This is a genomic window from Rathayibacter sp. Leaf299, from assembly GCF_001423055.1.
GTDB classification, from domain to species: domain Bacteria; phylum Actinomycetota; class Actinomycetes; order Actinomycetales; family Microbacteriaceae; genus Rathayibacter; species Rathayibacter caricis.
Map to the genome: position 1 here is coordinate 177,007 of NZ_LMNT01000005.1, position 24,638 is coordinate 201,644.

A 24,638-nucleotide genomic window follows, 5' to 3' on the forward strand; every position below is an offset into this window, starting at 1 on the left:
TGCACACTACTGTGCAAGATCAAGTGGCCTCCACGGTGACGCCCCAGGAGGACGGGGTTAGCCTGAAGACATGAACGGCGAGAACCTGCTGGGCCCCGAACCGACCCTCCTCCCCGAGGACCCCGCGGTCACCGCGGCCCTCGCGAAGCACACGACCCCGGGAGCCGTCGAATTCGCCGCCCTCACCGCCGCCCACCCCCGCTCCCCGCTGGCCTGGGCACTCCTCGCCGACAGCGTCTGGGGCATCGACGCGGCCCTGCCGTCCTACGCCTACGCCCGCGTCGGCTACCACCGCGGCCTCGACCTCCTCCGCACCGCCGGCTGGCGCGGACAAGGCCCCATCCCCTGGCGCCACGGCCCCAACCGCGGCTTCCTCCTCGCCCTCTACGCCCTCCGCCGCGCCGCCGAATCGATCGGCGAGACCGACGAGGTCCAGCGCCTCACCACCTTCCTCGAGCAGGCCGACCCGGCCGCCATCCCCGAGATCGAGCGGTACCACGAGGACGCGTTACCCCCCACCGCCGCCATAGTCATCCTCGGCGAGGACTGATCGGCGCCCGGTCACGGCGCTCGCGGCGTTGTCGTCGGTCGCCGTAGCTCCCGCTACGACTCCCTCCTCCGCCTTGCGATCACCGCAACCGGACGCCGATCAGCCACCTTCTGGAGAGCGGGAGGCGCCGTGCCTGCGGCACGAGCGGGAGGCGCCGTGCCTGCGGCACGAGCGGGAGGCGCCGTGCCTGCGGCACGAGCGGGAGGTGCCGTGCCTGCGGCACGAGCGGGAGGTGCCGTGCCTGCGGCACGAGCGGGAGGTGCCGTGCCTGCGGCACGAGCGGGGCGGGACGGCGAGCCGCCCCTTGCTGGTCGAGTAGCCGCGGAGCGGCGTATCGAGACCCACGTCTTCCAGACGGGACGCTGCAGCCTCGCGAGTAAGGCTGAACGCGACGACGCGGACGGATTCCGGCCGATCGGCGTGCTCAGCCTCAGCTGTGCAGGCCTCGTCCGGGAGACCTGACCGACGCGGGCCCTCAGCGGCGGCGCAGCGCCGCGGCCGTGGCCAGGGTCAGGAGGGCGCCGAGGGCGGCGGAGGCGGCGGTGACGGTGAAGCCGGACTGGGGGCCGAGGGACTCGACGGCGAGGCCGCTGAGGGAGGAGCCGGCGGTCACTCCGATCGCGAGGCCGGTGGGGGGCCAGGCGAGGGCCTCGGTGAGGCGGGCGCGGGGGGAGATCGTCTCGACGAGGCTCGAGCCGGTGATGAGGAGCGGGGAGGTCGCGAGGCCCGCGAGGAACGCGAGCACGGCGAGGACGGGCAGGGAGCCCGAGAAGACCAGCACGGGCACGACGACGCCGAACGCGACACCCGCGACGACGAAGCGCGAGAGCGGGCTGCCGGGCAGGTGCGCGGCGCCGACGACGACTCCGGTGAGCACGCTGCCGATGCTGTAGACCGACAGCAGGAGGCCCGACGCGGCATCCGCACCGGCGGCCTCCGCCGTCGCGATCGCGGCCACGTTGAACGAGCCGAAGACGCCTCCGATCGTTGCGAACACGGCGACCACCCCGATCAGTGCCGCGGGCAGGCGCACGGGCACCGCCCTGCCTCCGGGGGAGCGCACCGCGAGCGGGGGCTGCGTCCGCACCTGCGCGAGCAGCGAGCCGCTCCCGATCACTCCGATCGCGAGGCCCACGAGCACGCCCGCCGCCGGATGCACGAGGGAGGCGAGCAGGGTCACGACCGGCGGAGCGACGACGAACGCCGCCTCGTCGGCCACCGACTCGACCGAGTAGGCGGTGTGCCGCAGCCCGGGGTCCGACGTCGCGGCGCTCCACCGCGAGCGCACGGCCGAGCCGATGTCGATCACGGCGAGTCCGGCGAGGACCGCCAGGGCGAACCAGCTCCAGATCGGCGCGCCGAGCAGCACGGCGGCGACGAGTCCGAGCGACGCCGCGACGAGCACCGGGAGCGACAGGGCGAGGGCGCGCCGCTGGCCCCAGTGGTCCATCACCCGCGACCAGACCGGCCCTGCGGCGGCCAGGGAGAGCGTCAGCGTGCCCGAGACGGCTCCGCCGAGCGCGTAGCTGCCCGAGACCTCGGTGACGAGCACCAGCACGCCGATCGCGAGGCTGCCCTTCGGGAACCGTCCGAACCAGCCCGAGGAGGAGAACGCGAGCGATCCGGGCACCGCGAACGCGCGGGAGTACCGTCCGGCGGCGCGTCCGAGCGCCGATCGCGGCGCGGCCGCAGGGCTCGGGGAGGAGGGTGCCGGGGAGTCAGGCATGCGGGTTCCGATTCCGGCCGACCGAAAGCGGAGGCGCTCCGCTGGCTGCTCGATCGACCCGGCGAGTCTACCGACCGGCCCGATCGCGGGATGCGCCCGTGCATCGACCGCGGCACACTGGCTCCGTGGATCCCGACGCGCTCGAGCAGCTGCTCACCGACCTCCCCGGAGCGGAGCCCGGCTTCCCGTTCGGCCCCGGCACGCGGGTGTGGAAGGTCGGCGGCAAGGTGTTCGCGCTCGAGTCCGAGCTGCGCGGCCGCGCCTGCATCAGCGTGAAGGCGCTGCCCGAGAACGTGGTGCACCTCGTCGCGGGGGTCGACGGCGTGGATCCGGGGTACCACCTCAACAAGACGCACTGGGTCACGGTCGACCTCGCCCGCGTCGATCCGGGCCTGGCCGGCGAGCTGGTGCAGGAGTCGCACGCGATCATCGTCGCGAAGCTGCCGCGCCGCGTCCGGCTGTCCCTCGACGGCACGTCGAGCGGCTCGCTGTCCGAGGACGGCTGACGGGCTGTTGCGCCGTGTGACGCCCTCGGATGCGGGACTCCGAGTGCGCGCCTACCGTGGCGGGGACCACCCCACGAGAGGACGCGCCATGCCACCCCGCACCCGCCTGCAGACGACGGTCGACACCGCCTGCGAGCGCGGCGCGATGTGCGTGCACGACCGGGCCGGCCACGGACTCGGCGCACTGCAGCTGCGGCTGGCGCGCGCCACTCCGCAGGGCCGGGTCGACGCGATCGTCGCCTCGGTCGACGACGAGGGCTGGATCGAGCTCGTGCTCTGGGACTCGGGCGCGACCGAGCGCGTCTGGCACCATGCCGCGACGGCGCTCGCCGCGGGTGCTCCGGTGTCGTTCCACGCGCGCTACGGCGTGCTGACGGCGGGCGCGCAGCAGATCAGCGTCGCCCGCGGCTAGGGCCTGGTGAACAAGAGATCGCCGTCGCGAGCACGGCCTGATCGTGCGAGCTGCAAGGAGGGAAGCGAAGGCCACTGCGGGCAGTGGTCGAGATTCCCGACGCCGCAGATCGTGCGATCAGGACGAGCGGAGCACGCGAGATCGTGTTCAACAGGCCCTAGCGGAGCGACGGCCCGTCTCGCAGCGCCGGTCAGGCCGGCAGGGTCGCCAGCATCGCCTCGCACGCCGAGGCGCAGTCCTCGCAGGTCATCGCGCACAGACGGCAGGTCTCGCTCATCTCGGCGTGGGAGGAGCACTCCGCCATGCAGGCGCGGCACACGGCGATGCACGCCTCGAGCATCGGACGCAGCACGGCGGCGTCCATGCTCGCCGGCCGCATCATCATGCGCATCATCGCGAGGCAGACGTCGGCGCAGGTGGCGCACATCGATGCGCACCGGCCCATGCCGTCCATCGACGACATCGCGTCGGAGCACATCGTGCAGGCCTGGAGGCAGGCGGAGCACGCGTCGATGCAGGCCTGCATCGCGGTCGTGTCCATCGTCGCGGCGTCGGCCATCGGCATGGCCTTCATCATCTCGTCCGTGCTCATGTCGCTACTCCCTCGGTCGGGGCGGTGCGGAGGCGCGTCCAGCGGGCGTCCGCGGTGGCTGCCTCCGATGCTAGGCCGGTCGGCTTCGCGCGTCACCCCTACGGAAGCGCCCGCGTGACCCCGGCAGCGGCCCTCGCCCGGACGACGCGAGGCCCCCTGCCGGAGCAGAGGGCCTCGCGGAGCGGTCCGGATGCCGCGGATCAGATGCCGTACGACTCCAGGTACGCGGCGGTGTCGTGCCAGCCCTCGACCGCGAAGCACTCGACGCCCATGGCCTTGACCGGGTAGTCGTTACCGTCGGGGTCGAGGCGGTCGCCGACGAAGATCATGTCGTCGAGCGGGATGCCGGTGAGCTCGGTGAGCTTGTTCATGCCGTAGGACTTGTCGATGCCCTTGCGGGTGATGTCGACCGAGGTGGAGCCGCCGGAGCGCACCTCGAGGTCGGGCAGCACGGCCTGGACGGCCTCGCGGAGGGTGTTCTTCTTCTCGCCGGTCGGGTCCCAGGCCTGCTTGACGGGCACGGGCGCGGCCTGGCCGAGGGCCGAGAACGTGATCTGCGACTCGCGGTCCTCGAGGATCGGGCCCCAGGTCTCGGACTCCCAGTAGCCGAGCTCCTTCGCCTTCTCCTCGACGGCGGCGAGGGCGCGGGACTTCTCGTCCTCGGTGAGGTTCTCGGCGTAGACCTGCGTCCAGTCGCCGTTCTCGAAGCGGTAGTACTGCGTGCCGCAGGTGGGCATGAGGTGGAGCTTGGCGAGCGCCTCGGGGTCGGCGCCCTCGAGGCGGTCGAGTACCTGCATCCGGAACTGGCCGATCTGCCCGCCCGAGATGATGCAGACCTCGGTCGCCTTCAGCAGGCGGACGAGGAGGTCGGCCATCGCCGGGTCGACGGGGGACTTCGAGGCGGCGAGGGTGTCGTCGAGGTCGAAGGCCATCAGGCGGGGCAGGGTGCTCATGCTTCTCGTTTCACGGTCTGCGGACGGGGCGGTTACGAGGATACGGGGCGGCGCGGGAACGCGCGTCCGACGGTCTGCGGACCCGCTCGCGTGCGCATCCGGCGCGCTGCCGAGCGCAGACTGGGGGCATGCCCGCCTCCTCGTCCTCCTCTCGCGCAGCAGGCCGCTCCGTGCCCCGCACGATCGCCCGGATCCTCCTGGGTCTCGTGCTCGTCACCGCGGGGGTCGGCCACCTGACCTTCGCGCGGCAGTCCTTCCAGGCGCAGGTGCCGCCGTGGCTCCCGTTCGATCCCGACACCGTCGTCGTCGCGTCGGGGGTGGTCGAGATCGCGCTGGGGCTGGCGCTCGTGCTGCTGGCGCGGTGGCGGGTGGTCGTCGGAGTCGTGGTCGCGGCGTTCTTCGTGGCGGTGTTCCCGGGCAACGTCTCGCAGCTCGTCACCCGGACGTCGGCCTTCGGCCTCGAGACGGACGCCGCGCGGGCGATCCGGCTCGTCTTCCAGCCGCTGCTGGTGATCTGGGCGCTCTGGTCGACCGGGGCGTTCGCGGCCTGGCGCTCCCGGCGGCGCCGCGTCTGAGGTCGCGGCGGGGTTCCCTCGCGCGGGGCGGCTCAGCCGCCCGAGCGACGGGCGAGGTACGCCGCCTCGGTGCGGGTGGCCGCGCCGAGCTTGCGGAGGATGTTCGAGACGTGCACGCTCGCTGTCTTCACGCTGATGAAGAGCTCCTCGGCGATGGCGCGGTTGCCGAGCCCCTGCGCCACGAGCGCGAGGACCTGCCGCTCGCGGTCGGTCAACGGCTCGGTGCCGAGCGCACCCGAGCCGGACGCGGCTCCGGAACCCGCCCCCGCGTCACGGCCGAGTCGGCGCTCGAAGCGGTCGACGGCGTCGACGAGGAGCCCCAGGCCGGCCCGCTCGGCCACGGCCCGCGCCTCCTGCGCCTCCCGCTCGGCCTCGTCGCGCCGGCCGACGGCCGCCAGCGCCTCGGCGAGGCGGAGCCGCGAGTAGGGGAGCAGGTGCACCTCCGCCGTGTCGGCCTCGTTCGCCCGGGCGGCGACCGCCCAGGCGCGGGGGTCGTCCCCCGTTCCCGAGGCGCCTCCCAGCTCCGCCTCGATCACGGCGATCAGGGCGGCGCCCGTCGGCCACCGGGCCGCCGTCGCGAGGATCTCGCGCAGCCGCGCCTCGGCGTCGATCCGCTCGCCCTGCGCGTCGAGGAGCACGACGCCCTCGCGGCGCGCGGCGGCCACGATGCGGGCCACGACGACGAGCAGGAAGAGATCGGCGGAGGGGAGCGGCCGGTGCTCGGGCCCGATCGCGTCGCGGACCTCGGCCCACGCGCCCGCGACGTCGCCGTTCTCGAGCGCGATCGCTCCGGCGACCTTCGCCAGGCCCACGAGCGAGAGCCGCTCGGTGCGCAGCTGACGGCTCAGCGGCTGCCGCCAGCGGGCCAGGAGGGACGCCGCCTGCGCCCGGTCTCCGCGCCAGAGGACCGTCCAGATCTTGCGGCGCTGGAGGTGGGCCGCGAACCCCAGCGGAGCGTCGAGCTCGAGCGCGCGGTCGAGCAGCTCCTCGGCGCGGCGCCACTCGCCGGTCGAGGCGAGAGCGTCGGCCGTGTTGGCCATCAGCATCGCGCCGAGCGTGCGCGCGACCCCGTGCCGACGGGCGTGCTCGGCGCCCTGCTCGCCCGCGGCCACCGCCTCGCGGAACCGCCCGAGGAGTGAGAGCGCGTCCGAGAGGTTGAGCCAGTAGCGCAGCCGAGCGGAGTCGTCCTCGCCCGCGAGCGCGCCGGCCAGCTCCAGCTGCTCCAGCCCCTCGTCGATCCGGCCGAGCTCGACGAGCGCCATGCCGCGGATGTTCGCCGCGACGCTCCGGCGCCCCTGCGACCCGACCGCCTCGGCCTCGGCGGCGGCCGCATCGGCGACCGCGACCGCCTCGACGAGATCGGCCTCGAGCATCAGCCGGGCGGCCAGCTCGCCGAGGATCCGTGCGCGCAGGGCACTCGGCTCCCCGCCCTCGAGCAGGGCGAGCGCCTCGCGCAGCAGGGCGACGGAGCCGACCTGGCCGAGGTTCGCGAGGTAGGACGCCTTGTCACGCAGGAGGGTCGCCCGGCACGGGGCACCCAGGCCCTCGATCGCCAGCGCCTCGTCGACCAGGGCGACCGCCCGCTCGCTCTCCCCCGCATCGCGGAAGTGGTGCGCGGTCGAGCCGAGGAGCTCGGCCCGGTCGCGCCCGCGGGCGTCGGGCGGCACCTGCTCCCACAGCTCGAGCGCCCGCTCGCCCATGCGGGCGGCGAGCGCGTGGGCGAAGGAGGCGCGCGCGTGCGCCATGGCATCGAGCGAGGAGGCGAACGCCCGCTCGGCGTCGTGGGCGGCCATCCAGTGGTACGAGATCTCGGACGCGGCGGACGGGCCCCGCGACTCGAGCGCCTCGGCGTAGCAGGTGTGCGCCCTGACCCGCTCGCCGGGCAGCAGCTCGTCGTGGATGGCGTCGCGCACGAGGGCGTGCCGGAAGCTGTAGCTGCTGCCGTCGACGACGAGCACCCCGCCGGCGATGGCCTCGCGCGCGGCGGTCTCGACCGAGTCGGCGTCGCCGTGCACCACCGTGATGAGGTCGTGCTCGACGCAGGTGCCGCCCGCCGAGAGCGTGCGCAGGATCTTCTGCGTCGGCTCGCTGAGCCCCTCGTACCGGGCGAGCAGGACGTCGCGCAGCGACTCGGGGTAGCACTCGGGCACCGTCGCCGCCTCGGCGCGCGCGAACTCCTCGACGAAGAAGGGCACCCCCTCCGTCCGCTCGACGACGAGCGCGAGATCGCGCGGAGCGACCGCGGCACCGCGGAGGGACGCGACCATCGCCTCGACGCCGCGACGGTCGAGCCGGGCGAGCTCGCGCCGCTGCACGCGGTCGCTCCGCTCGAGCTCGGGCAGCCAGGCGCGCAGGGGATCGCCGCGGCGCAGCTGATCGCTGCGGAAGGTGAGGACCACGAGGATCCGGCCGGCGGTCGCGACGCGCACGAGGAAGCGCAGCACTCCGAGCGTCGCCGGATCGACCCAGTGCAGGTCCTCCACGACCAGCACGATCGGACGCACGCGCGACGCCGCCTCGAGGGCGACGGTGACCGCTTCGAGGACGGGCGGGGCGGCCGCGGCCGGCTCGCCGCTCCCGGGCAGCTCGGGGAGCAGGATGCGCAGCCCCTCGACCGAGGCGCCCGCCAGCGCGGCGAGCTCCTCCGGCCCCACCACGCGCGCCAGTTCGCGCAGCGGCGCGGTGATCGGCGCGTAGGGAGGCGCGTCGCGGTCGAGATCGACGCACTGCCCACGGAGCACCAGGGCCTCGGGCGGCAGCCGCTGCACGAACTCGGCGACGAGCCTGCTCTTGCCGATGCCGGCCTCGCCGCCGACGACCACCGCGCGCGCACCCTGGACGAGCATCCGCTCGTAGGCGCGCCGCAGGGCCGCGAGGTCGTCGTCACGACCGACGAGGACGGACGGGGAGGGCGGGATCGGCATGGGAGTCATGGTGCCACCGGGCACGGACACCGGAGGGGCTCCGCGACGCGCGATGTCGGTTTCGCGCCGGTGCTCGACCGGAACGCGGCGGAGTCGTTCAGAGGCGGGCGGGACCGCGGCGGAGCACGGGCAGGAGGCGGCTGATCAGGGGCGGTCGGCAGGTCTCCGCAGCGCGCTCCCGGCGCAGCCGCTCGCGCTCGAGGTCCTGCGCGAGGCGGCGCTCGCGCTCCTCGAGCAGCGCGGGGAAGGAGTGGTCGCTCAGCATCATCTCGGTCCTCTCATCGGGCGTGAGAGGAGGCTCCCGCGGGAGTGCGCGGCGGCGCATCGGGCGATCGCCTCATCCGACGAGCGGAGGAGGAGCGCGGGCGCGGCTGGACGAGTCCCGCCCCGTGGATCCCGGGGCGCTGAGCGGTGCCACCCGGGCGGAACGTGCGTCCCGATCCGCGGAACGGCGGGGATCGGGAGGGATAGGGCGATCGCCCGATGCGGCCGGCGGGGTCTTACGCGGATCGTCGTGATCGGCGCAGAGAGCGCCCGAATGCGAAGGAGTTCGCCATGGTCTTCCTCATCGTCCTCGCCGCCCTGATCGTCTGGGCGATCGCCGCGGCCGTCGTCTCCGTCGTCCGCGACGGCCACGGTCCCCTGCCGACGTGGACGGGCACCGAGCGCATCGTCGCCCGCCGCTGAGGCGGCTCGGTACGCCGGCCTCACGTCCGGCCCGTGGAATCACGTTCGGCTCGCAAGGCCCGGAGAATTCCGCGAGCCGAACTGATTCGCACGAGCCGGAGGTCGATCCGCCCGCCGGCGCAGAGGCGTCCGGCTCGCAGAACGACGTCCGGCTCGCGGAATCAGGACGATTCCGCGAGCCGAACGCGATTCCACGAGCCGGAGGTGCTCCCGCGGAGGGAGCCCGCGGGGCGCGGCGCTCGCTACGCCGTGCGGCGGCGCCGCAGGATCGTCAGCGCCGCTCCCGAGAGCAGCAGCAGGAGCGCGGCGCCCGCGAAGCCGGCCGCGTCGGAGCCGGTGTGCGCGAGCGAGCCCGAGTTCCCGCCTCCGGCGACCGGCACCGCCGTGGCCGTGGGCTGCGGCGACGGAGCGGCCGTGGGCTGCTCGGTCGGCGCGGGGGTGCCCGGCTCGGTCGGGGCGGGCGCGACGGGAGCCGCGACCGAGGTCAGCGACCAGTTCGCGTCGAAGAAGTCGGCCTGGTCGATCACTCCGCGCGCGGTCGCCCAGTCGATGAGCAGCTGGCGGATCTCGAGCCGCTCGTCGTAGACCAGCGGAGCCGCGGCGACGGCCGGGTAGGCGCCTCCGCCGCTCTGACGGTAGTTGTTGACCGCCATCACGAACACGTCGTCGTCGGCGACCGGGGTGCCGTCGAGCTGGGTGAGATCACGGATGCGGGATCCCGCGGGCTGCGAGATGTCGATCACGTAGTCCAGGCCCGAGAGCGCGTCGTAGTTGTAGTCCGGGATGCCCGTCGGGCGGTCCTCGGTGATCGCGTTCGTTCCCGTGGCCGGGTCGAACGGTGCGCCGGGCGCGACCTGGTTGAAGTACCGGGCCGAGAACTCGAGGTACTCGCGCACCTCGGCTCCGGTCATCTCGACTCCGCGCAGGGTGTTCTCGTAGATGTAGAGGCCCGCGATGTCGCGGATCGTGACCTGCCCCTTCGGGAAGACCGCGGTGCGCGAGAACGGCGACGCCTGCGAGATCACCGGGACGTCCGCCCACTCCGTACCCTCGAGCGCGGCGTCGACCGTCTCGGCCTGCACGGAGTTGATGAAGTCGATGATCGGGGTGTCCTCGTAGCGCGAGGTCTCGGCCGAGAGCTCCTCGACCGACTCCGCGACGGGGGTGTTCACGTAGTCGATGGTCGTCGTGTGCGCCTCGGCGAGCGCGTCGAGCACAGCGGTCGACTCCTCCGGGATGTCGCGCGCGTAGACGGCCTCGGCGACCGGCGCCTCGCCCGCCGACCAGTCGACCTGCAGGTCGCCGGCCGCATCGGGCACGAGGTTCAGCGTGACCTCGGTCAGGCCCTGCGCCCAGTAGTAGGGCTGAGTGACGAGCACCTGCTCGCCGGCGACGTTCGTGTAGAGCGTCTGCGGCACGTCCTGGTGGCTGTGCCCGGCGACGAGCACGTCGATGCCGGGGACCTGCGTCGCGATGTTGTTGACGACGTCCTCGTTGAGGTCGGCCGGGTCGTAGTCGGCGTCGGCGACGGTGCCCTGACCGGTGTGCGCGAGCACGACGACCACGTCGGCCTCGGCCTGCACCTTCGGCACCCACTCCTTCGCGGTCTCGACCATGTCGCGGAACTCGAGCACGCCGTCGACGTACTGCTTGTCCCAGACGCGGACGCCCGGGGTGACGAGGCCGAGGACGCCGACGGTGACGGTCTCGCCGTCGATCTCGCGCTCGATCAGCGTGTAGGGCTCGTGGTACGGCTCGCCGGTGGCGACGTCGACGACGTTCGCGCCCAGCAGCGGGGCGTTCAGATCGCCCTCGTAGGAGCTGAGCATGTCGAGGCCGTAGTTGTACTCGTGGTTGCCGACGACCTGCGCGTCGTAGCCGATCGTGTTGAACGCGGCGGCCATCGGATGCGTCGTCTCGCCCGCGAGGACGCCCGCGGCTCCGTCGCCCAGGCCGTAGTAGTAGGTGAGCGGGGTGCCCTGGATCGCGTCGCCGTTGTCGAAGACGAGGACGGACTCGTCGCCCTTCTCGGCGCGCAGGCGGTCGACCTCGGTCGCGACGCGCGTGAGGCCGAGGGTGTCCTCGCCCTCGTAGGGCGCGTTCGCGAAGTAGTCCCAGTTGTAGACGTGTCCGTGGGTGTCGGTCGTCGAGACGAGGGTGAGCTCGAGGCCGTCGTCGACGGTGGCCGCTGCCGCCGAGGGGGCGACGGTGGCCGCTCCGAGGGCGGCGACGACGAGGAGGCTGGCAGCGCGGTATCGGCGCATCGGTGTCCTGTTCGCGTGATGGGTGGAGAGTGAACGTCTTCGAACCTAGGCCGGATGTGTGAACGCCGTGTGTCGGATTCGAGAGCATTGCTCGGCGATGCATCCCCTCCGCCTCCTGAGCACCCCCGGAGCCGCTCCGCTAGAATCGAGCGGCTGGTCGCGCAGAAGCGGCATCTCGATGCCGGGCCGGCCCGCCGAGGCCCGGTGGACCCGAAACGGGCCGGGCGCCCACTCCCCGTCGAGAAGGACACGCCATGCCAGCAATCGTCATCACCGGCGCCCAGTGGGGCGACGAGGGCAAGGGACGCGCCACCGACCTCCTCGGCAGCCGCGTCGACTACGTGGTCAAGTTCAACGGCGGCAACAACGCCGGCCACACCGTCGTCGTGGGCGACGAGAAGTACGCGCTGCACCTGCTCCCCTCGGGCATCCTGACGCCGGGCGTCGTCCCCGTCATCGCGAACGGCGTCGTCGTCGACATCGAAGTGCTCTTCCACGAGCTCGAGGCGCTGAGCGCCCGCGGCGTCGACGTCTCGAAGCTGCTCGTCAGCGCCAACGCCCACGTCATCACGAGCTACCACCGCACCCTCGACAAGGTGACGGAGCGGTTCCTCGGCAAGCGCCAGATCGGCACCACGGGCCGCGGCATCGGCCCCGCGTACGCCGACAAGATCAACCGCGTCGGCATCCGGATCCAGGACCTCTTCGACGAGAACATCCTCCGTCAGAAGGTCGAGGGCGCCCTCGACCAGAAGAACCACCTGCTGGTGAAGGTCTACAACCGCCGCGCGATCCTCGTCGAGCAGGTCATGGAGGATCTGCTGCAGTACACCGAGCGCCTGCGCCCCATGGTCGCCGACACCTCGCTCGTGCTCGCCCAGGCGCTCGACGCCGGCAAGACCGTGCTCTTCGAGGCCGGCCAGGCCACCATGCTCGACGTCGACCACGGCACCTACCCGTTCGTCACGTCCTCGAACGCGACTTCCGGAGGAGCCGCCACCGGCTCCGGAGTCGCCCCCAACCGCATCGAGCGCGTCATCGCCGTCATCAAGGCGTACACGACCCGCGTCGGCGCGGGCCCCTTCCCGACCGAGCTGTTCGACGAGTGGGGCGAGTACCTCCGCAAGCAGGGCTTCGAGTTCGGCACCACGACCGGCCGCCCGCGCCGCTGCGGCTGGTACGACGCCCCGATCGCCCGCTACTCCGCGCGCATCAACGGCGTCACCGACTTCGTCCTCACCAAGCTCGACGTCCTCTCGGGCCTCGAGACGATCCCCGTCTGCGTCGCCTACGACGTCGACGGCGTGCGCCACGACGAGGTCCCCGTCTCGCAGAGCGACTTCCACCACGCGAAGCCGATCTACGAGGAGTTCCCCGGCTGGCAGGAGGACATCACCGGCTGCCGCACGTTCGCCGACCTCCCGCAGGCCGCGCAGGACTACGTCCGCGCCCTCGAGGCGATGAGCGGCGCCCGCTTCTCGGCCATCGGAGTCGGCCCCGAGCGCGAGCAGGTCGTCGTCCTGCACGACCTCCTCGACTGACCCGCTCAGAGGCGGTGCAGTCCGCGTGAGATCGCGCTCACGATCGCGCGCTCGACCTCCGGCCACCGCGTGAGCACCTGACTCGCGGAGAAGCGGAGAGTGACGTAGCCGTCGACGGCGGCCGCCGTGTCGCGACGACGGTCGTTCTCGAAGTCGTGCGTCGACCGGCCGTCGAGCTCGATGATGAGGCTGCGGCCGATCAGGAGGTCGACGCGGCCGACCCCCGGAATCCAGGCCTGGGCGATCGCGATGACGCCCATCGACCGGAGCCGCCAGCGGGCGAGGGACTCGAGACCGCTCTGGACGTCATCACGGGAGAAGGCGAGCAACTCGTGGAGTCGGACCGGGCAGAGCCGTCGCAGCTCGACGAGGTCGTCCCGGGAGACGAGACGCTGCTCCCTCGCCGACTCGAGAGCGACGAGCATGTCCTCGACCCCCACGGAACGTCCGAGCTGCAGGAGGGCGTGCGCGGGCGAGACGCGGAGCGGCTCGTCGTCGGGCCATGCGGGGTCCCAGTGGAGCCGGACGTCTCGGGGTGGGTCGACACGCGCGGTGCTCGGTGCGACGTGCACGTGGAGCCGTGGTGATCGCAGTACCCACAGCCCGTGGGAGCGTGCCGCATCGGTCGCGGCGAGCCTGCCTCCGATCCGGAAGGCCGTGAGCACCTCCGAGGGGAGCCGGGCGGAGGCGTACTGTCCCCGGCGGCCCCGGACGAGGGCGCCGTCGGCGACGGCGGCCGTCAGATGACGGCTGCTGAGCCCGGCCTCGACGAGGGCCGCCCTGCTGGCAGTGCCGCCGTGGCGCATCAGCACTGCGTCGAGGTCCATGAACGCAGTGTCGCGGCGGCGGGCAGGACCGGGAGCGCTCGGCACGGCTTCCAGGCACCGATCTCGGGCGTGAGGGGGCTGGGGAGGAGGGCCGATGCCCGGGCCGCGTTCACAACGAAGGAAGGATCTGCGGGTGGCGACGGATCGACGGGGATCGCCGGCCCCTGAGGTGGATCCTTCCTTCGTTGTGAACACGAGTGGGCTCGGGCGGGGCATGATCGGCGGATGCAGATCTACGCGGACCTCCCCGCCGTGCGTGCGCGGCAGATCACGGCCGACGCCCTGGCGGTCGCCGTCGCCGTGATCGCGATCGCGGCCGGCGTCGCCGTGGGCAGCCTGATCGCCGGGCTGGCCGAGATCGGACGCCGCCTCGAGAGCGCGGGCAGCGGCTTCGGCTCCACCATGTCCGACGCCGGGACGACGCTCGGCGGCATCCCGCTGCTCGGCGACGCCGTGCGCGCGCCCTTCGACGAGGCGAGCGGAGCCGGCTCCGTGCTGGCCGCCGCGGGTCGCGACCAGCAGCAGCTCGCGGGAGCCCTCGCGATCGTGGCGGGCCTGGCCGTCGGCGGGCTGCCGCTCCTGCTCCTGGCCGTGCTCTGGCTGCGCCCGCGACTGCGCTTCGCCCGGCGCACCGCCGAGCTCCGGGCGCTGGGGACGACGGCCGCGGGTTCCGAGCTCCTGGCGCTGCGTGCGCTGACGGAGGCGTCGCCGCGCGAGATCCTCGCGGCGCACCCGGACGCCGTCCCGGGGTGGCGCACGGGCGACCCCGGGGCGACGCGGGCCCTCGCCGCCCTCGCGCTCCGCCGGGCCGGACTCCGCGCCCGCTGATCCTGGGCCGCCCCTACAGAGGACCACCTCCGGTCCCCCGCTGGGATGACCGGGCGACCACCCTCGGGCGACGCCCGCGACGCGGCCCGCTCCGTAGCGTCGAGGACATGCAGAACCAGACCTCCACCGTCGTGGCGCGCGTCGAGAACGTGCGCAAGCTGTACGGCAGCACGCCCCCCGTCGTCGCCCTCGACGGCGTCACCCTCTCGATCCAGCGCGGCGAGTTCACCGCCGTCATGGGTCCGAGCGGCTCCGGCAAGTCCACCCTCATGCACGTCCTCGCCGGCCTGGACACGGCGACCGACGGGCGCGTGTTCCTCGGCGACACCGAGATCAGCGGCCTCGGCGACGCCGAGCTGACGATGCTCCGCCGCCGCGAGGTGGGCTTCGTCTTCCAGGCGTTCAACCTGATCCCCACGCTCGACGTGCGCGGCAACATCCGCCTGCCGTTCGAGCTCGACGGCCGCCGCGTCACGGCCGACGAGGAGGCGTGGATCGCGAGCCTCATCGAGTCGCTCGGGCTGCGCGAGCGCCTCACCCACCGGCCCTACGAGCTCTCGGGCGGCCAGCAGCAGCGCGTCGCCATCGCCCGCGCCCTCGCGACCCGGCCGCAGCTCATCTTCGCCGACGAGCCCACCGGCAACCTCGACTCGCGCACCGGCCGCGAGGTCCTCACGCTGCTGCGCGCCTCCACCCGCGAGTACGGCCAGTCGATCGCGATGGTGACCCACGACCCGATCGCGGCCGCGTACGCCGACCGCATCGTGTTCCTCCGCGACGGCGCCGTCGTCGACGACCGCCGCGGCATGAGCGCCGAGGAGGTCTCGCGCGCGATGCTCGAGATGGAGGCCGCGGCGTGAGCGGCGTGCGCACGGGCTCCCACCAGGGCGGAGGCGCGATCGTCACGGTCGCAGCCCTCTCGGCGGCGTTCGGCGGAGTGCTCGTCATGGTCGTCGCCGACATGGTCGCCGCGTTCCAGGACGCCGGCCTCGACGGCATCGAGCAGGCCGCGACGACCCTCGGAGTCGTCGGCGCGGTGTTCTTCGGCATCGCCGTGTTCGTCGGCGGCATCGTCACCTCGAACGCCGTGTCGACCGTCATCGCGGGGCGCACCCGCGAGATCTCGCTGCTGCGACTGCTGGGCGCCTCCGGTCGCTCGCTGCGCGCCGAGGTGGTGCGGAACGGCCTCGTGCAGGGGGTGCTCGGCGCGGTCATCGGCCTCGTCGCCGCCGTCGCGCTCGTCGCCGCCGGCGCCGAGCTCGCCTTCGCCACGGGCACGTTCTCGCGCATCGACTACCCGCTCGTCTCGCCGGGCCTCGTGCTGCCGGCCGCCGCGGTGATCGCGTCGACCGTGATCGCGTCGTGGGGCGGATCGCGGCGCGTGCTCTCGGTCTCGCCGGCCGAGGCCGCGGGATCCGCCGCGGAGCCGCGCTACGACGAGCTCCGCGGACGTCGTGGACGCAACGCGCTCGCGATCGCGTTCGTCGTGCTCGGCTTCGTCCTCCTGGGCGCGGGTGTCGTGGCCGGACTGGTGAGCCCGTACGGCGTGCTGCTCGGTCTCGTCGGGGGCATGGTCTCGTTCACGGGCGTCATCCTCGGCGCCCCCGTTCTCCTGCCTCCGCTGACCTCGCTGGTCGGCCGGGCGTTCGGCGGCGGGTCCGTCGCCCGCCTCGCCTCGGCGAACGCCATCAGGAACCCCGCCCGCAGCGCCCGCGCGGTCATCGGGCTGGTGATCGGAGTGACGCTCGTCACGATGTTCGCGGTCGCCGCCGCGACCTTCGCCACGATCATGCGGATGTCCGAGGACATGGAGCCCGAGCTCTTCGCGGCGCTCGACCAGTTCGTGTCGGTCAGCACCGCGATCATGAGCGTCCTGCTCGGCTTCTCGGTGCTCCTGGCCGCGGTCGGCATGGTCAACACCCTCTCGCTCAGCGTGCTGCAGCGGCGCCGCGAGCTGGGGCTGCTCCGCGCCCTCGGATTCACGGGCTCGCAGGTGCGCTGGATGGTCGTGCTCGAGGCTGCGCAGATGGTGCTCGCCGCGGCGCTGCTGGGCCTCGTGCTCGGCGTCGTCTACGGCTGGAGCGGGGCGATCGCGATCTTCGGCTCGATGAAGGGCATCGGCCTCGTGCCGCCGACGATCCCGGTGGGGGTCCTCGTCTCGGTGGTGGCCGTCGGCGTGCTGATCACGGTCGTCTCGGCGGTGCTGCCCGCCCGCCGGGCGACGACGGTCTCACCGGTCGCCGCGCTCGCGGTGGCCTGAGCGGGGTCTGGTTCCGCCGGCAGTAGGGCGGATGCGGATCTCGATACGGCCGTGAGCGGCCTACTCGGTCAGCGAGGGTGCGCCGGGTGTGCAGGAGGGCCGTCGCCCGGAGGGATCCGGAGCGGCGGCCCTTTCGTGTGCCCGGGGTCAGACGACCGAGAAGCCGGCCGGGAGCCCGTCGCGGCCGCTGACCGCCATGAGGAACTCCTCCGCCCGCCCGGACCTCGCCGCGAGTGACCCCGCCAGCGCGCAGGCCGCCTCGACAGCGGGGCCGGGCAGCCCGTGGGGCGCTCCCGTCGCGCGCGACAGGTCGACGGAGTGCACGACCAGCTCGAGCACGCGGGTGCGGAGGTACTCGTCGAGCGCGAGGGAGTGCGGCCCCACCGCGACGAGCCGACCGGGCGGCTGCTCGGCGAGACGCGCTGACGCGCGGCGCAGCGCCTCCGCCGCGACCATCGCGGGCCGGTCGCCGAGCGCGGCGCCCGCCTGCACTCCGCGCCGGGCGACGGCCGCCGGGTCGCCGATGTTGCCGGCGAGGGCCCCGTAGTACGCGAGCGCGTCCGGCACCGTCGCCTCGGCCGGCTCCGGGGCGGCCAGGTACGCCTCGACGGTGAGGATCGCGCGCGAGGTGTGCCCGGCGAGCCCTCGGACGTCCCACTCGCCGAGGGCGGGCAGCGTCCACTGGTCGTCGCGGATCCGCTCGAGCAGGCGGACGAAGGCGGCGGCGGAGGTCTCGAACAGCGCGGAGTCGGCCATGGACCCCATGCTGGCACGCGGTTTGGACCTCTCGCCGGGGCGGAGGGGACCCAGAATGGCCGGGTGACCGACTCCGCTCCCGTCCCTCCGCGCCGCCCGGGCCCTGTGCGCCTCGTCGGCCGCATCGTCGTGCTCGAGCCGCTCGGCGAGGAGCACCTCGACGGCCTGCACGCCGCGATCGCGCGCCCCGAGGTCTTCGCCGGCGGCTACGGAGGAGGAGCAGCCGGACTCGATCCCGATCCGGCCGCCTTCCGCGCCTTCGTCCGCCGCTACTACCCGTGGGAGGGACTGCCGTGCGCCGTCCTCGTCGACGGGCGGGTGGTCGGGGCGACGGCGCTCGCCGACTTCGACGAGACGCGCGAGGCGGCGCACCTCGGCTGGACCGCCTACGCGCCCGAGGTGTGGGGCACCGCGGTGAACCCCGAGACGAAGCGGCTGCTGCTCGGCCTCGCGTTCGACAGCGGCTACTCGCGGGTGAAGCTGCAGGCCGACGCGGCCAACGCGCGGTCGCGGGCCGCGATCCTCCGCCTGGGCGCGACGTTCGAGGGGGTTCTGCGGCACGATCAGCGGCGGGCCGACGGATCATGGCGCGACACGGCCGTGCACTCGATCCTCCGCGAGGAGTGGCCGGCGGTGCGCGACGGCCTCGACCGGCGCCTCGAGGCGCTCCGTTAGCAACGGCGAGGCCGCTCCCGCAACTCCTGCCCCCCGATCCGGGACAGGAGTAGGAAGAGGCCATGGAACGGATCCACTACGCGGGCAGCTCGGTGCTGACCGGCAGCGCCATCGCGCGGTCGCTGGTGCACTACGCCGAGGCGCTCGCGCTGGGGAGGGGATCCGCGGCGGTCGAGATCCCCGTCCGGCGCGAGGACGGCGGGCTCGGCACTGCGGCACTGCTCATCGGCCCCGCCAGCCAGCTCCTCAGCGAGCCGGAGGAGAGCGACGCCGAGGAGATCGTGGACGAGGAGCTCGTGGCGCGGATGACGCGCGAGGCGGGGCGGCTGGGCGTCTCGCACCCGGTCGCCGAGCCGGCGGACTCCGAGAGCGCGCTGCACCTGCCCGACCTGGACTTCACCGGGTTCGACGACGACGAGGTCCGCTGAGGTGGCCGCACGAGGACGTCTCGGTAGGATCGGCTCCTGCCGCGAGTACCGGAGCGGGAGCGCTGCCCCGGCGTCACCCGGCCCCCGCCGAGCATCGCGGCCCGAACGGAGAGTGCCCTGATGGGCCGACTGATCTACGACTCCACTCTGGAGGCCGACTTCGACGACCGCCTGCTGGCGCACCTGCAGATCGTCATCGGCTCGAAGCTGTCGCGCAACGAGTCCTTCTACTTCTCGTGGAAGGACTCTCAGGCGGTCGGCGACGGGCGCACCTCGATCTGGCTGCACCCCGCGATCCCGCTGCGCTTCAAGTACCACGGGGGCCGCGCGCCCTCGATCAACCCCGACTGGATCCGTCAGCTGCTGGCCGATTCGCACACCGCACACGGTCTGCGCATCAGCGAGGAACCGCACGGAAGCAGTCGCCCGAGCGAGGAGCCCATCCTGTGAAGCGTGTCGAGATCATCTACGGCGGATCGCCGTACAGCCTGACCGATACGAGCGCCGCGGAGGTGCGCGCCGATGTGGAGCGGGCGCTCGACGGCGAGGCGTCACGCTGGCTGATCGTGAACCAGGGCGAGGGTGAGCCGCGCAAGACGGCGATCCTGATCACTCCGGGAGTCGCGTTCTCGGTCGCGGACGTCGCGCTCTGAGCGGTCGCCCTCGCTGATCGAGTAGGGCGCGCAGCGGCCGTATCGAGATCCGCGATGTCTCGGAGGGGGTGGCTCAGGGGCGCAGCAGGGGCGGGAACTCGGCGGGGATCTCGCGCGCCAGGTAGCCGGCCGCGCCGATCCGCTCGGTGAGGCGGGAGTCGGCCTCGGTGTGCAGGTGCACCGCCCAGGCCGCCGCGCCGGCGCCGTCAAGGCCTCGCGCGCGAAGTCCCGCGGTCGCGCCGGCGAGCACGTCGCCGCTCCCGGCCGTCGCGAGGCCCGGGTGCTCGCCCTCGGCGTGCACGAGCACGCCGTCCGGGCTCGCGACGACGTTGAACAGGCTCACGACCGCCTCGTAGCGGCGCGCGATCGCGACGGCGGCCGTCTCGACGTCGTCGATCTCCGCTCCGAGCAGCCGCTCGGCTTCGGCCGTGTTCGGAGTCATCAGGAGCCGTCCCGCGAGCGAGCGGGCGACCCGCTTCTGGCCCGGCAGGACGCCGAGCGGGAACGCGTCCAGGTGCACGGCGGGCACGTCCCGCAGCAGCGGAGCGAGGGCCCGCAGCGTCGCGGCGGTCGCCTTCGGGTCGTCCAGGCCCAGTCCGACCAGGGCGACGTCGGCCGAGGCGAGCTCGCCCTCGAGCGCCTCGAGCCCGCGGCCGGTGATCGATCCGGTCCGCGACTCCTGCAGCGGGACGACGCCGCACTCGGGGAGCGCCACCGCGGTGGCCGAGGCGACGGACTCGGCGACGCAGAGCGTGATGCGGCCCGCGCCGACCCGCAGCGCCGAGATCCCCGCGAGCAGGGCGGCGCCGGGGGTCTTCCTGGCGCCGCCGACGACGACCACGTCTCCGCGGGCGTGCTTGGATCCTCCGGGCTCGGGCAGCGGCCAGCGCCCCTCGAGCAGTGCGCGGTCGATGACCTCACTCATGCGGGTCTCCCTCTCCTTCGTCACGGTCGTCGTGCCGGGTGACCGGCGCGCCGGTCCGCTCCAGGTGCTCGGTGCTCGAGAAGCGCTCGACGCTCCAGCCGTCGTCGCCTCGGATCAGGCGCGTCACCGACGCGTTGGCCACGGGGGTGGAGGCGCCGATGTCGAGGAGCTCGCGCTCGGACAGCCCCTCGCAGACGTAGCGGGTGATGAGCACGACGGCGTCGTGGCAGAACAGCACCGCGGGTCCGGGCGGCGCAACGGCGGCGAGGTGGTCGAGGAAGGAGCGCATCCGGAGCGCCAGGTCGGTCCAGGACTCGCCGCCCGGCGGCCGGTAGTAGAACTTGCCGTGCCATTCCCTCCGCGCCGCCTCGTCGGGGTAGCGGGCGCGGAACCCGGAGGTGGTCAGCCGGTCGGCGATGCCGAGGTCGCGGTCGCGGAGGCGCTCGTCGATCCGGAGCGGCAGGTCGAGGCCGGCCTCGGCGAGGGCCAGGTGCGCGGTCGACGAGGCGCGGAGGAAGGGCGAGCTCCAGGCCGAGACCAGGGCCGCCTCCCCGCCGAGCCAGCGTCCGAGCGCGTGGGCCTGCTCCTGCCCGGCTTCGGACAGCTCGACGTCGGCGTCGCGCCGGTCGACCGCGATCTCGAGAGCACCCTCGGCCTCGGCCGCGCTGGCGGCGACGTTGGCGACGCTCTCGCCGTGGCGCACCAGGAGGAGCTCGGTCGGTCCGGTCGTGCGCGCAGGAGCCATGCCACCAGCATCCGCTCGGTGCCCCCGGACGGGTAGGGGTTTGCGACCGGTGAGGAGCGCGCGCTACAGGGCCCTCGACTCCTCCCGGCGCGCGGACGAGACTGGGACGATGACCGGAGGAGACCCATGATCCCGACGCTGTCCTCGCGCGCGATGCTCGTCATCGGCCTCGTCGCCGTAGCGCTGCGCATCCTGCTGATCGACGTCGCGCCGTTCGTCTGGGGGCCGTACCAGGGGTCGTCGCCGACGCTGGCGCTGCTGCTCCAGGTGCTCTCGATCACCGCCGGAGTCGCGTCGGGTGTGGGCTACGCGTTCCTCGCCGGCGCCTTCGTCGTGCGGCACCTGGAGGTGCGCGAGGAGGCGGAGCGACGCCGCTCCGTGCACTTCGTGGGGCGGTCGGCGGCGAAGGAGTAGGCGCTCAGGCGCGCTCCTCGGCCGACACCGCGGCGATCACGGCCGCGAGCGTCTCGGGGTTCCCGAGGATCCGGAAGTGACCGCCGGTCTCGATCCGCACATTGACCGCGCCCTCGAGCATGCTGCCCTCGGGGATGTGCGGGTCGAAGACGCCGAAGACCGAGGTGATGCGTGCGTTCGCTCCCGCCCGGCTGGCCAGCAGCAGCGTCGTGGCGTCGCGCGGCGAGAACGAGCGGAGGCTCTTCAGCACGAGGTAGGGCGCGTAGCGCGAGCCGCCGAACGGGGTCGAGACCGCGACCATGCGGTCGACCCGGCCGTCGGGGTCGAGCTCGGTCATGACGTACTTGCCGATCAGCCCGCCCTTGCTGTGGGCGACGATCACCACGTCGCGCAGGTCGTGGCGCTCCAGGTAGGCGGCGACGTCCTCCGCCGTGCGGGCGACCGGGCGGCCGTTGCGGCCCAGGTCGTCGAGCACGTGCAGCGGATGCCCCCGCTCGTGCAGCGGGTCGATGATCGGGCGGAGGAAGGACCACGTCTCCCAGATCCCGGGCAGGACGAGCACGGGCCGACGGTCGCCGTCGAGGTAGTCGTCGGGGGCACGGCGGGAGACGACGCCGCGCACCTGCCAGGCCACGGCGTAGGCGTAGTCCTGGATCCACCAGAGGCCGTCGCGCAGGATCCGCTTCACCGCACGGCCTCGACGACGGGGGCCGTCTCGGGGGAGGCCTCGGCGGTCGTCTCGCCGGGAGCCGCGGTGGGCGTCCCGATCGCGGCGGCGAAGCGCCCCAGCTCGCGGGCCAGCTCCTCGGGCTCGGTGCGCGGGACCACGTGGCGGGAGCGACCGAGCTCGATCACCCGGGCGTCCGAGCAGGCGTCGGCGAGCCGCGTGCACCAGTCGCGCGTGCCGATCGGGTCGTCGTAGCCGCGGACGATCAGCACCGGCTGCGCGAGCACGGCCGCCCGCTCGACGATCGGGTGGTGCAGCATTTCCGGGAGCTGCCGCAGGTACCAGCCGATGCCTCCGCGCAGGTAGTCGACGAAGACCAGCGCGTCGACTCCGATCGGCTCGCCGAGGCAGTCGCGGGCGAGCGCGAGGCCCTGCCGGACGGCTCCGGGGCGCTGCGGATCGACGACGGGGCCGATGAGGACGACCCCCTCGACGACGTCGGGGACGAGTGCGGCCAGCTCGACCGCGACCTGCGTGCCCATCGAGTGGCCGACGGCGATCGCGCGGGTGACGCCGCGGTCCTCGAGCACCCGTGCCACGAACCGGGCGTGATCGGCGATGCCGACCCGCCGCCTCGGCGAGCGGTTGGCGCCGAAGCCCGCGAGGTCGACGGCGACCACCCGGCCGTGCCGCCGAAGCGGAGCGACCAGGCGCGAGAACGTGCGGTGCGACATCCCGATGCCGTGCAGGAGCACGAAGGTCCGGGGCGCGTCGAGCGGGCCGACGGCGTAGGAGCGCAGCTGCACGCCGTCGACCTCGTGGTGGACGGCGGGATCGCGGTGGGGCATGCGTCCCAGGCTAGGGAGCGTGCGGATGCTGCGCGCGGGGATGCGCGGGGGCGGTGGCTGGGCTAGGGGTCGTCGGCCCGCGTCGTCGCCGGGTGCGTTCCGTCGTCCCGGTCGGCAGCGCCGGCTCGCCGACCAGGGCGCCCGTCAGTGCAGCGCGGCGAAGAGCTCGTCGCGGGTGGAGACGCCGAGCTTGCGGTAGACGCTGCGGAGCTGGGTCTTCACCGTGTTGGGGCTCACGTGCAGGGCGGAGGCGATGTCGGCGGTCGATTCCCCGAGGGCGGCGCGCTGGGCGACGTCCTGTTCCCGGGGGGTCAGCAGCGGGGGAGAGAGGGCTCTAGTCGGCTCGATGGCGCTCGCGGGGGCGATGAACGGCTCGTGCTGGGCGAGCAGCGCCGAGACCGCGCTCCGATCCTGCTCGGGGAGCACAGTGAGGAGCCAGTACAGGCCGTGCTCGGCCGCAAGGGCGGCGATGCGCTCGAGGTCATCGGGGGAGCGGTCCGGTCCGACGACGAGCGCCAGGAGTTCGGCGCGGGGAGCGAGCCGGGCGGTGCGGAGGCGGGCGAGGAGGTGGCGGGCGTCGGCGGTGCGTCCCTCGCGGGTGTGGACGGACGCCCTGAGGGCTGTGATGAAGTGGTCGAGGATCGTGCTCATCGACGTCGAGGAACCCAGTGCGTCCGCTGCGCGACGGGTCCGAGCATCGGCGGCATGCAGGAGGTAGCGCGTGATCCGCACGGAACCGGCATCGATCACGGAGAGCGTCGAGAGCGGTCGCGACTTCAGCTGCGTGTCCAGCTCGGCTCCGAGAACGCGCGATCGCTGCTCCCACTCCACGATCGCGCGGACGTGGAAGTAGTGCGCCCAGCGGTGCCTGACGGTGGTCGGATCGATCCCGGCGACGAGTCGGCGAGCCCCCTCGCGGTCGAGGACGTCGAAGCGCAGGAGCACCCGGGCGAGAGCCGCGGAGGCGCCGCCGCCGAGCGGCTCCTCCTCGCCCCCGCAGAATTCGTCGAGAGAGCGCTGAGCTCGGGCCCGCTCGCCGTGGAAAGCGGCGAGGAGGGCGGCGGCGCCGCCCGCGAGCGAGCGCATCCGGCCGGACGGTGCGGACCCCGACGCGAGGGCCGCGTCCTCGTAGAGGTCGAGCGCGTCGCTCGTCTCGCCGATGTCCTCGAGAGCGCGAGCCCACTGGTAGAGCCGTTCGGAGCGCTCGCCGGACGTCTCGACCTGCGAGGTCGCGTTCTCCAGGCTCCGGCCTTGCGCGAGGAGCGGAAGCGCCTCCGCGGCTCGGCCCGCGTGCCGGAGCTCGATGATCCGGGAGGTGAGGGCCGGGAGCCCGTGAGGATCGTCGTCGTCCGGTGGTGCGGTGCTCGAGCGGCTGCGGACGAAGTCCCGTGCCCGGATCCACCGCGGGCGCTCGTCCAGGACGCTCTCCGGGATCAGCTCGAGGATCCCCAGCAGCTCGGCCTGGCGGACGTGCACGAGACGCGGCCAGTACGCCTCGAGGAGTTCGAGGGTGCGACTCCAGTCCTGGGCCTCGGCAGCGCTGCGGAGGGCTGCGACGTATCGGCTCTCGGGCATGGAACGGCCCTCCGAAGCAAGGAGCGTCTGCGTCCTCGGGGGCTGGGAGGAGACGCGTCCCGTACGCTCCACCATGTACGGGACGCCGTTCCTGTGAAGTCTATCCGCCCCTGCACAGGCGGCATGCGGGTGATGGTCGGAGGGCATGACCGGAGAGCCGCAAGTGATGCGGCGGTCGGGCCCTGACCCGGGAGGTAGGTGCTCGTGGGAGGTGTCGCGGAGTGCGTCGTCGTCAAGCGCGAGGCCCTGCCGGACGGCTCCGGGGCGTTCCGGATCCACCACGGGGCCGATCAGCACGACCCCTCGA

27 protein-coding genes are annotated in these 24,638 nt (G+C 73.5%); 14 read left to right on the forward strand and 13 right to left on the reverse strand.

What is annotated here, in order from left to right; translation table 11 throughout:
- Positions 1-70: 70 nt before the first annotated feature.
- Positions 71-550: a DUF3151 domain-containing protein gene (locus ASF48_RS16800; protein WP_055794187.1), complete on the forward strand. Its 480-nt coding sequence runs from the start codon at positions 71-73 to the stop codon at positions 548-550.
- 475 nt (positions 551-1,025) lie between these two features.
- Here the strand turns inward: ASF48_RS16800 and ASF48_RS16805 are convergent, their stop codons facing one another.
- Positions 1,026-2,276 carry an MFS transporter gene (locus ASF48_RS16805; RefSeq protein ID WP_055794189.1) on the reverse strand — a complete coding sequence of 417 codons (1,251 nt, stop codon included), beginning with the start codon at positions 2,274-2,276 and terminating at the stop codon, positions 1,026-1,028.
- A 125-nt stretch (positions 2,277-2,401) separates the two neighbouring features.
- On the opposite strand from ASF48_RS16805, the gene ASF48_RS19700 reads away from it, so the two are divergent.
- Together ASF48_RS19700 and ASF48_RS16815 are read left to right on the forward strand one after the other, a co-directional pair.
- Positions 2,402-2,782, forward strand: a complete 381-nt coding sequence (locus tag ASF48_RS19700; protein ID WP_055794191.1) for an MmcQ/YjbR family DNA-binding protein — start codon at positions 2,402-2,404, stop codon at positions 2,780-2,782.
- Between the two features lie 88 nt (positions 2,783-2,870).
- Positions 2,871-3,194 carry a hypothetical protein gene (locus ASF48_RS16815; RefSeq protein ID WP_055794193.1) on the forward strand — a complete coding sequence of 108 codons (324 nt, stop codon included), beginning with the start codon at positions 2,871-2,873 and terminating at the stop codon, positions 3,192-3,194.
- A 190-nt stretch (positions 3,195-3,384) separates the two neighbouring features.
- Here ASF48_RS16815 and ASF48_RS16820 read toward each other — a convergent pair whose 3' ends face one another.
- Both ASF48_RS16820 and ASF48_RS16825 read right to left on the reverse strand, forming a co-directional pair.
- Positions 3,385-3,786 (reverse strand): hypothetical protein, encoded by a 402-nt coding sequence (locus ASF48_RS16820; protein WP_055794194.1) that lies wholly within the window; start codon positions 3,784-3,786, stop codon positions 3,385-3,387.
- Positions 3,787-3,986: 200 nt separating this feature from the next.
- Positions 3,987-4,739, reverse strand: a complete 753-nt coding sequence (locus tag ASF48_RS16825; RefSeq protein WP_055794196.1) for an HAD-IIB family hydrolase — start codon at positions 4,737-4,739, stop codon at positions 3,987-3,989.
- Between the two features lie 128 nt (positions 4,740-4,867).
- Between ASF48_RS16825 and ASF48_RS16830 the strand changes: the two genes are divergently transcribed.
- The gene (locus ASF48_RS16830) at positions 4,868-5,314 is read left to right on the forward strand and encodes a DoxX family protein (protein ID WP_055794198.1); all 447 of its coding nucleotides are present in this window, start codon (positions 4,868-4,870) and stop codon (positions 5,312-5,314) included.
- Between the two features lie 32 nt (positions 5,315-5,346).
- Here the strand turns inward: ASF48_RS16830 and ASF48_RS16835 are convergent, their stop codons facing one another.
- Both ASF48_RS16835 and ASF48_RS19505 read right to left on the reverse strand, forming a co-directional pair.
- Positions 5,347-8,238, reverse strand: coding sequence for an ATP-binding protein (locus tag ASF48_RS16835; protein ID WP_162238044.1), 2,892 nt, complete (start codon positions 8,236-8,238; stop codon positions 5,347-5,349).
- 97 nt (positions 8,239-8,335) lie between these two features.
- Positions 8,336-8,506 carry a hypothetical protein gene (locus ASF48_RS19505; protein ID WP_157603207.1) on the reverse strand — a complete coding sequence of 57 codons (171 nt, stop codon included), beginning with the start codon at positions 8,504-8,506 and terminating at the stop codon, positions 8,336-8,338.
- Between the two features lie 287 nt (positions 8,507-8,793).
- Here ASF48_RS19505 and ASF48_RS20040 point away from each other — a divergent pair, with 287 nt between their 5' ends.
- Positions 8,794-8,925, forward strand: a complete 132-nt coding sequence (locus tag ASF48_RS20040; RefSeq protein WP_268788524.1) for a hypothetical protein — start codon at positions 8,794-8,796, stop codon at positions 8,923-8,925.
- Positions 8,926-9,167: 242 nt separating this feature from the next.
- Here ASF48_RS20040 and ASF48_RS16840 read toward each other — a convergent pair whose 3' ends face one another.
- A complete protein-coding gene (locus ASF48_RS16840) occupies positions 9,168-11,189 on the reverse strand; it encodes a bifunctional metallophosphatase/5'-nucleotidase (RefSeq protein ID WP_082481664.1) in 2,022 nt (673 codons plus the stop codon).
- 254 nt (positions 11,190-11,443) lie between these two features.
- Between ASF48_RS16840 and ASF48_RS16845 the strand changes: the two genes are divergently transcribed.
- Entirely contained in the window at positions 11,444-12,730 is a 1,287-nt protein-coding gene (locus ASF48_RS16845) for an adenylosuccinate synthase (protein ID WP_055794202.1), read from the forward strand.
- A 5-nt stretch (positions 12,731-12,735) separates the two neighbouring features.
- Here the strand turns inward: ASF48_RS16845 and ASF48_RS16850 are convergent, their stop codons facing one another.
- Positions 12,736-13,557 (reverse strand): type IV toxin-antitoxin system AbiEi family antitoxin domain-containing protein, encoded by an 822-nt coding sequence (locus ASF48_RS16850; RefSeq protein WP_055794204.1) that lies wholly within the window; start codon positions 13,555-13,557, stop codon positions 12,736-12,738.
- A 225-nt stretch (positions 13,558-13,782) separates the two neighbouring features.
- Here ASF48_RS16850 and ASF48_RS16855 point away from each other — a divergent pair, with 225 nt between their 5' ends.
- The 3 genes from ASF48_RS16855 to ASF48_RS16865 all read left to right on the forward strand — a co-directional run bounded on the left by ASF48_RS16855 (position 13,783) and on the right by ASF48_RS16865 (position 16,645).
- On the forward strand, positions 13,783-14,385 hold the full coding sequence (locus ASF48_RS16855; protein ID WP_055794206.1) for a hypothetical protein: 603 nt from the start codon (positions 13,783-13,785) through the stop codon (positions 14,383-14,385).
- Positions 14,386-14,492: 107 nt separating this feature from the next.
- Positions 14,493-15,245: an ABC transporter ATP-binding protein gene (locus ASF48_RS16860; protein ID WP_055794208.1), complete on the forward strand. Its 753-nt coding sequence runs from the start codon at positions 14,493-14,495 to the stop codon at positions 15,243-15,245.
- Positions 15,242-16,645: an ABC transporter permease gene (locus tag ASF48_RS16865; RefSeq protein WP_055794215.1), complete on the forward strand. Its 1,404-nt coding sequence runs from the start codon at positions 15,242-15,244 to the stop codon at positions 16,643-16,645. Before ASF48_RS16860 ends, ASF48_RS16865 begins: the two co-directional genes overlap by 4 nt.
- 147 nt (positions 16,646-16,792) lie before the next feature.
- Here ASF48_RS16865 and ASF48_RS16870 read toward each other — a convergent pair whose 3' ends face one another.
- The gene (locus ASF48_RS16870; protein ID WP_055794217.1) at positions 16,793-17,401 is read right to left on the reverse strand and encodes a maleylpyruvate isomerase family mycothiol-dependent enzyme; all 609 of its coding nucleotides are present in this window, start codon (positions 17,399-17,401) and stop codon (positions 16,793-16,795) included.
- 63 nt (positions 17,402-17,464) lie between these two features.
- On the opposite strand from ASF48_RS16870, the gene ASF48_RS16875 reads away from it, so the two are divergent.
- The 4 genes from ASF48_RS16875 (at position 17,465) to ASF48_RS16890 (ending at position 19,157) form a co-directional block, all read left to right on the forward strand.
- The gene (locus tag ASF48_RS16875) at positions 17,465-18,076 is read left to right on the forward strand and encodes a GNAT family N-acetyltransferase (protein ID WP_055794220.1); all 612 of its coding nucleotides are present in this window, start codon (positions 17,465-17,467) and stop codon (positions 18,074-18,076) included.
- 62 nt (positions 18,077-18,138) lie between these two features.
- Positions 18,139-18,504: a hypothetical protein gene (locus ASF48_RS16880; protein ID WP_055794222.1), complete on the forward strand. Its 366-nt coding sequence runs from the start codon at positions 18,139-18,141 to the stop codon at positions 18,502-18,504.
- A 120-nt stretch (positions 18,505-18,624) separates the two neighbouring features.
- A complete protein-coding gene (locus ASF48_RS16885) occupies positions 18,625-18,954 on the forward strand; it encodes a DUF7882 family protein (protein ID WP_055794224.1) in 330 nt (109 codons plus the stop codon).
- Positions 18,951-19,157 carry a hypothetical protein gene (locus ASF48_RS16890; RefSeq protein WP_055794225.1) on the forward strand — a complete coding sequence of 69 codons (207 nt, stop codon included), beginning with the start codon at positions 18,951-18,953 and terminating at the stop codon, positions 19,155-19,157. Before ASF48_RS16885 ends, ASF48_RS16890 begins: the two co-directional genes overlap by 4 nt.
- A 73-nt stretch (positions 19,158-19,230) precedes the next feature.
- On the opposite strand, the gene ASF48_RS16895 is transcribed toward ASF48_RS16890, so the two are convergent.
- Together ASF48_RS16895 and ASF48_RS16900 are read right to left on the reverse strand one after the other, a co-directional pair.
- Positions 19,231-20,082, reverse strand: coding sequence for an ADP-dependent NAD(P)H-hydrate dehydratase (locus ASF48_RS16895; RefSeq protein WP_055794228.1), 852 nt, complete (start codon positions 20,080-20,082; stop codon positions 19,231-19,233).
- A complete protein-coding gene (locus tag ASF48_RS16900; protein WP_055794230.1) occupies positions 20,075-20,827 on the reverse strand; it encodes a histidine phosphatase family protein in 753 nt (250 codons plus the stop codon). The genes ASF48_RS16895 and ASF48_RS16900 overlap by 8 nt, the downstream gene beginning before the upstream one ends.
- A gap of 126 nt (positions 20,828-20,953) precedes the next feature.
- Here ASF48_RS16900 and ASF48_RS16905 point away from each other — a divergent pair, with 126 nt between their 5' ends.
- Entirely contained in the window at positions 20,954-21,241 is a 288-nt protein-coding gene (locus tag ASF48_RS16905; RefSeq protein WP_055794232.1) for a hypothetical protein, read from the forward strand.
- 4 nt (positions 21,242-21,245) lie between these two features.
- On the opposite strand, the gene ASF48_RS16910 is transcribed toward ASF48_RS16905, so the two are convergent.
- The 3 genes from ASF48_RS16910 to ASF48_RS16920 form a co-directional block, all read right to left on the reverse strand.
- A complete protein-coding gene (locus tag ASF48_RS16910) occupies positions 21,246-21,929 on the reverse strand; it encodes an esterase/lipase family protein (protein WP_055794234.1) in 684 nt (227 codons plus the stop codon).
- The gene (locus tag ASF48_RS16915; protein WP_055794236.1) at positions 21,926-22,756 is read right to left on the reverse strand and encodes an alpha/beta fold hydrolase; all 831 of its coding nucleotides are present in this window, start codon (positions 22,754-22,756) and stop codon (positions 21,926-21,928) included. The genes ASF48_RS16910 and ASF48_RS16915 overlap by 4 nt, the downstream gene beginning before the upstream one ends.
- A gap of 144 nt (positions 22,757-22,900) precedes the next feature.
- The gene (locus ASF48_RS16920; protein WP_055794237.1) at positions 22,901-24,331 is read right to left on the reverse strand and encodes a helix-turn-helix transcriptional regulator; all 1,431 of its coding nucleotides are present in this window, start codon (positions 24,329-24,331) and stop codon (positions 22,901-22,903) included.
- Positions 24,332-24,638: the final 307 nt, after the last annotated feature.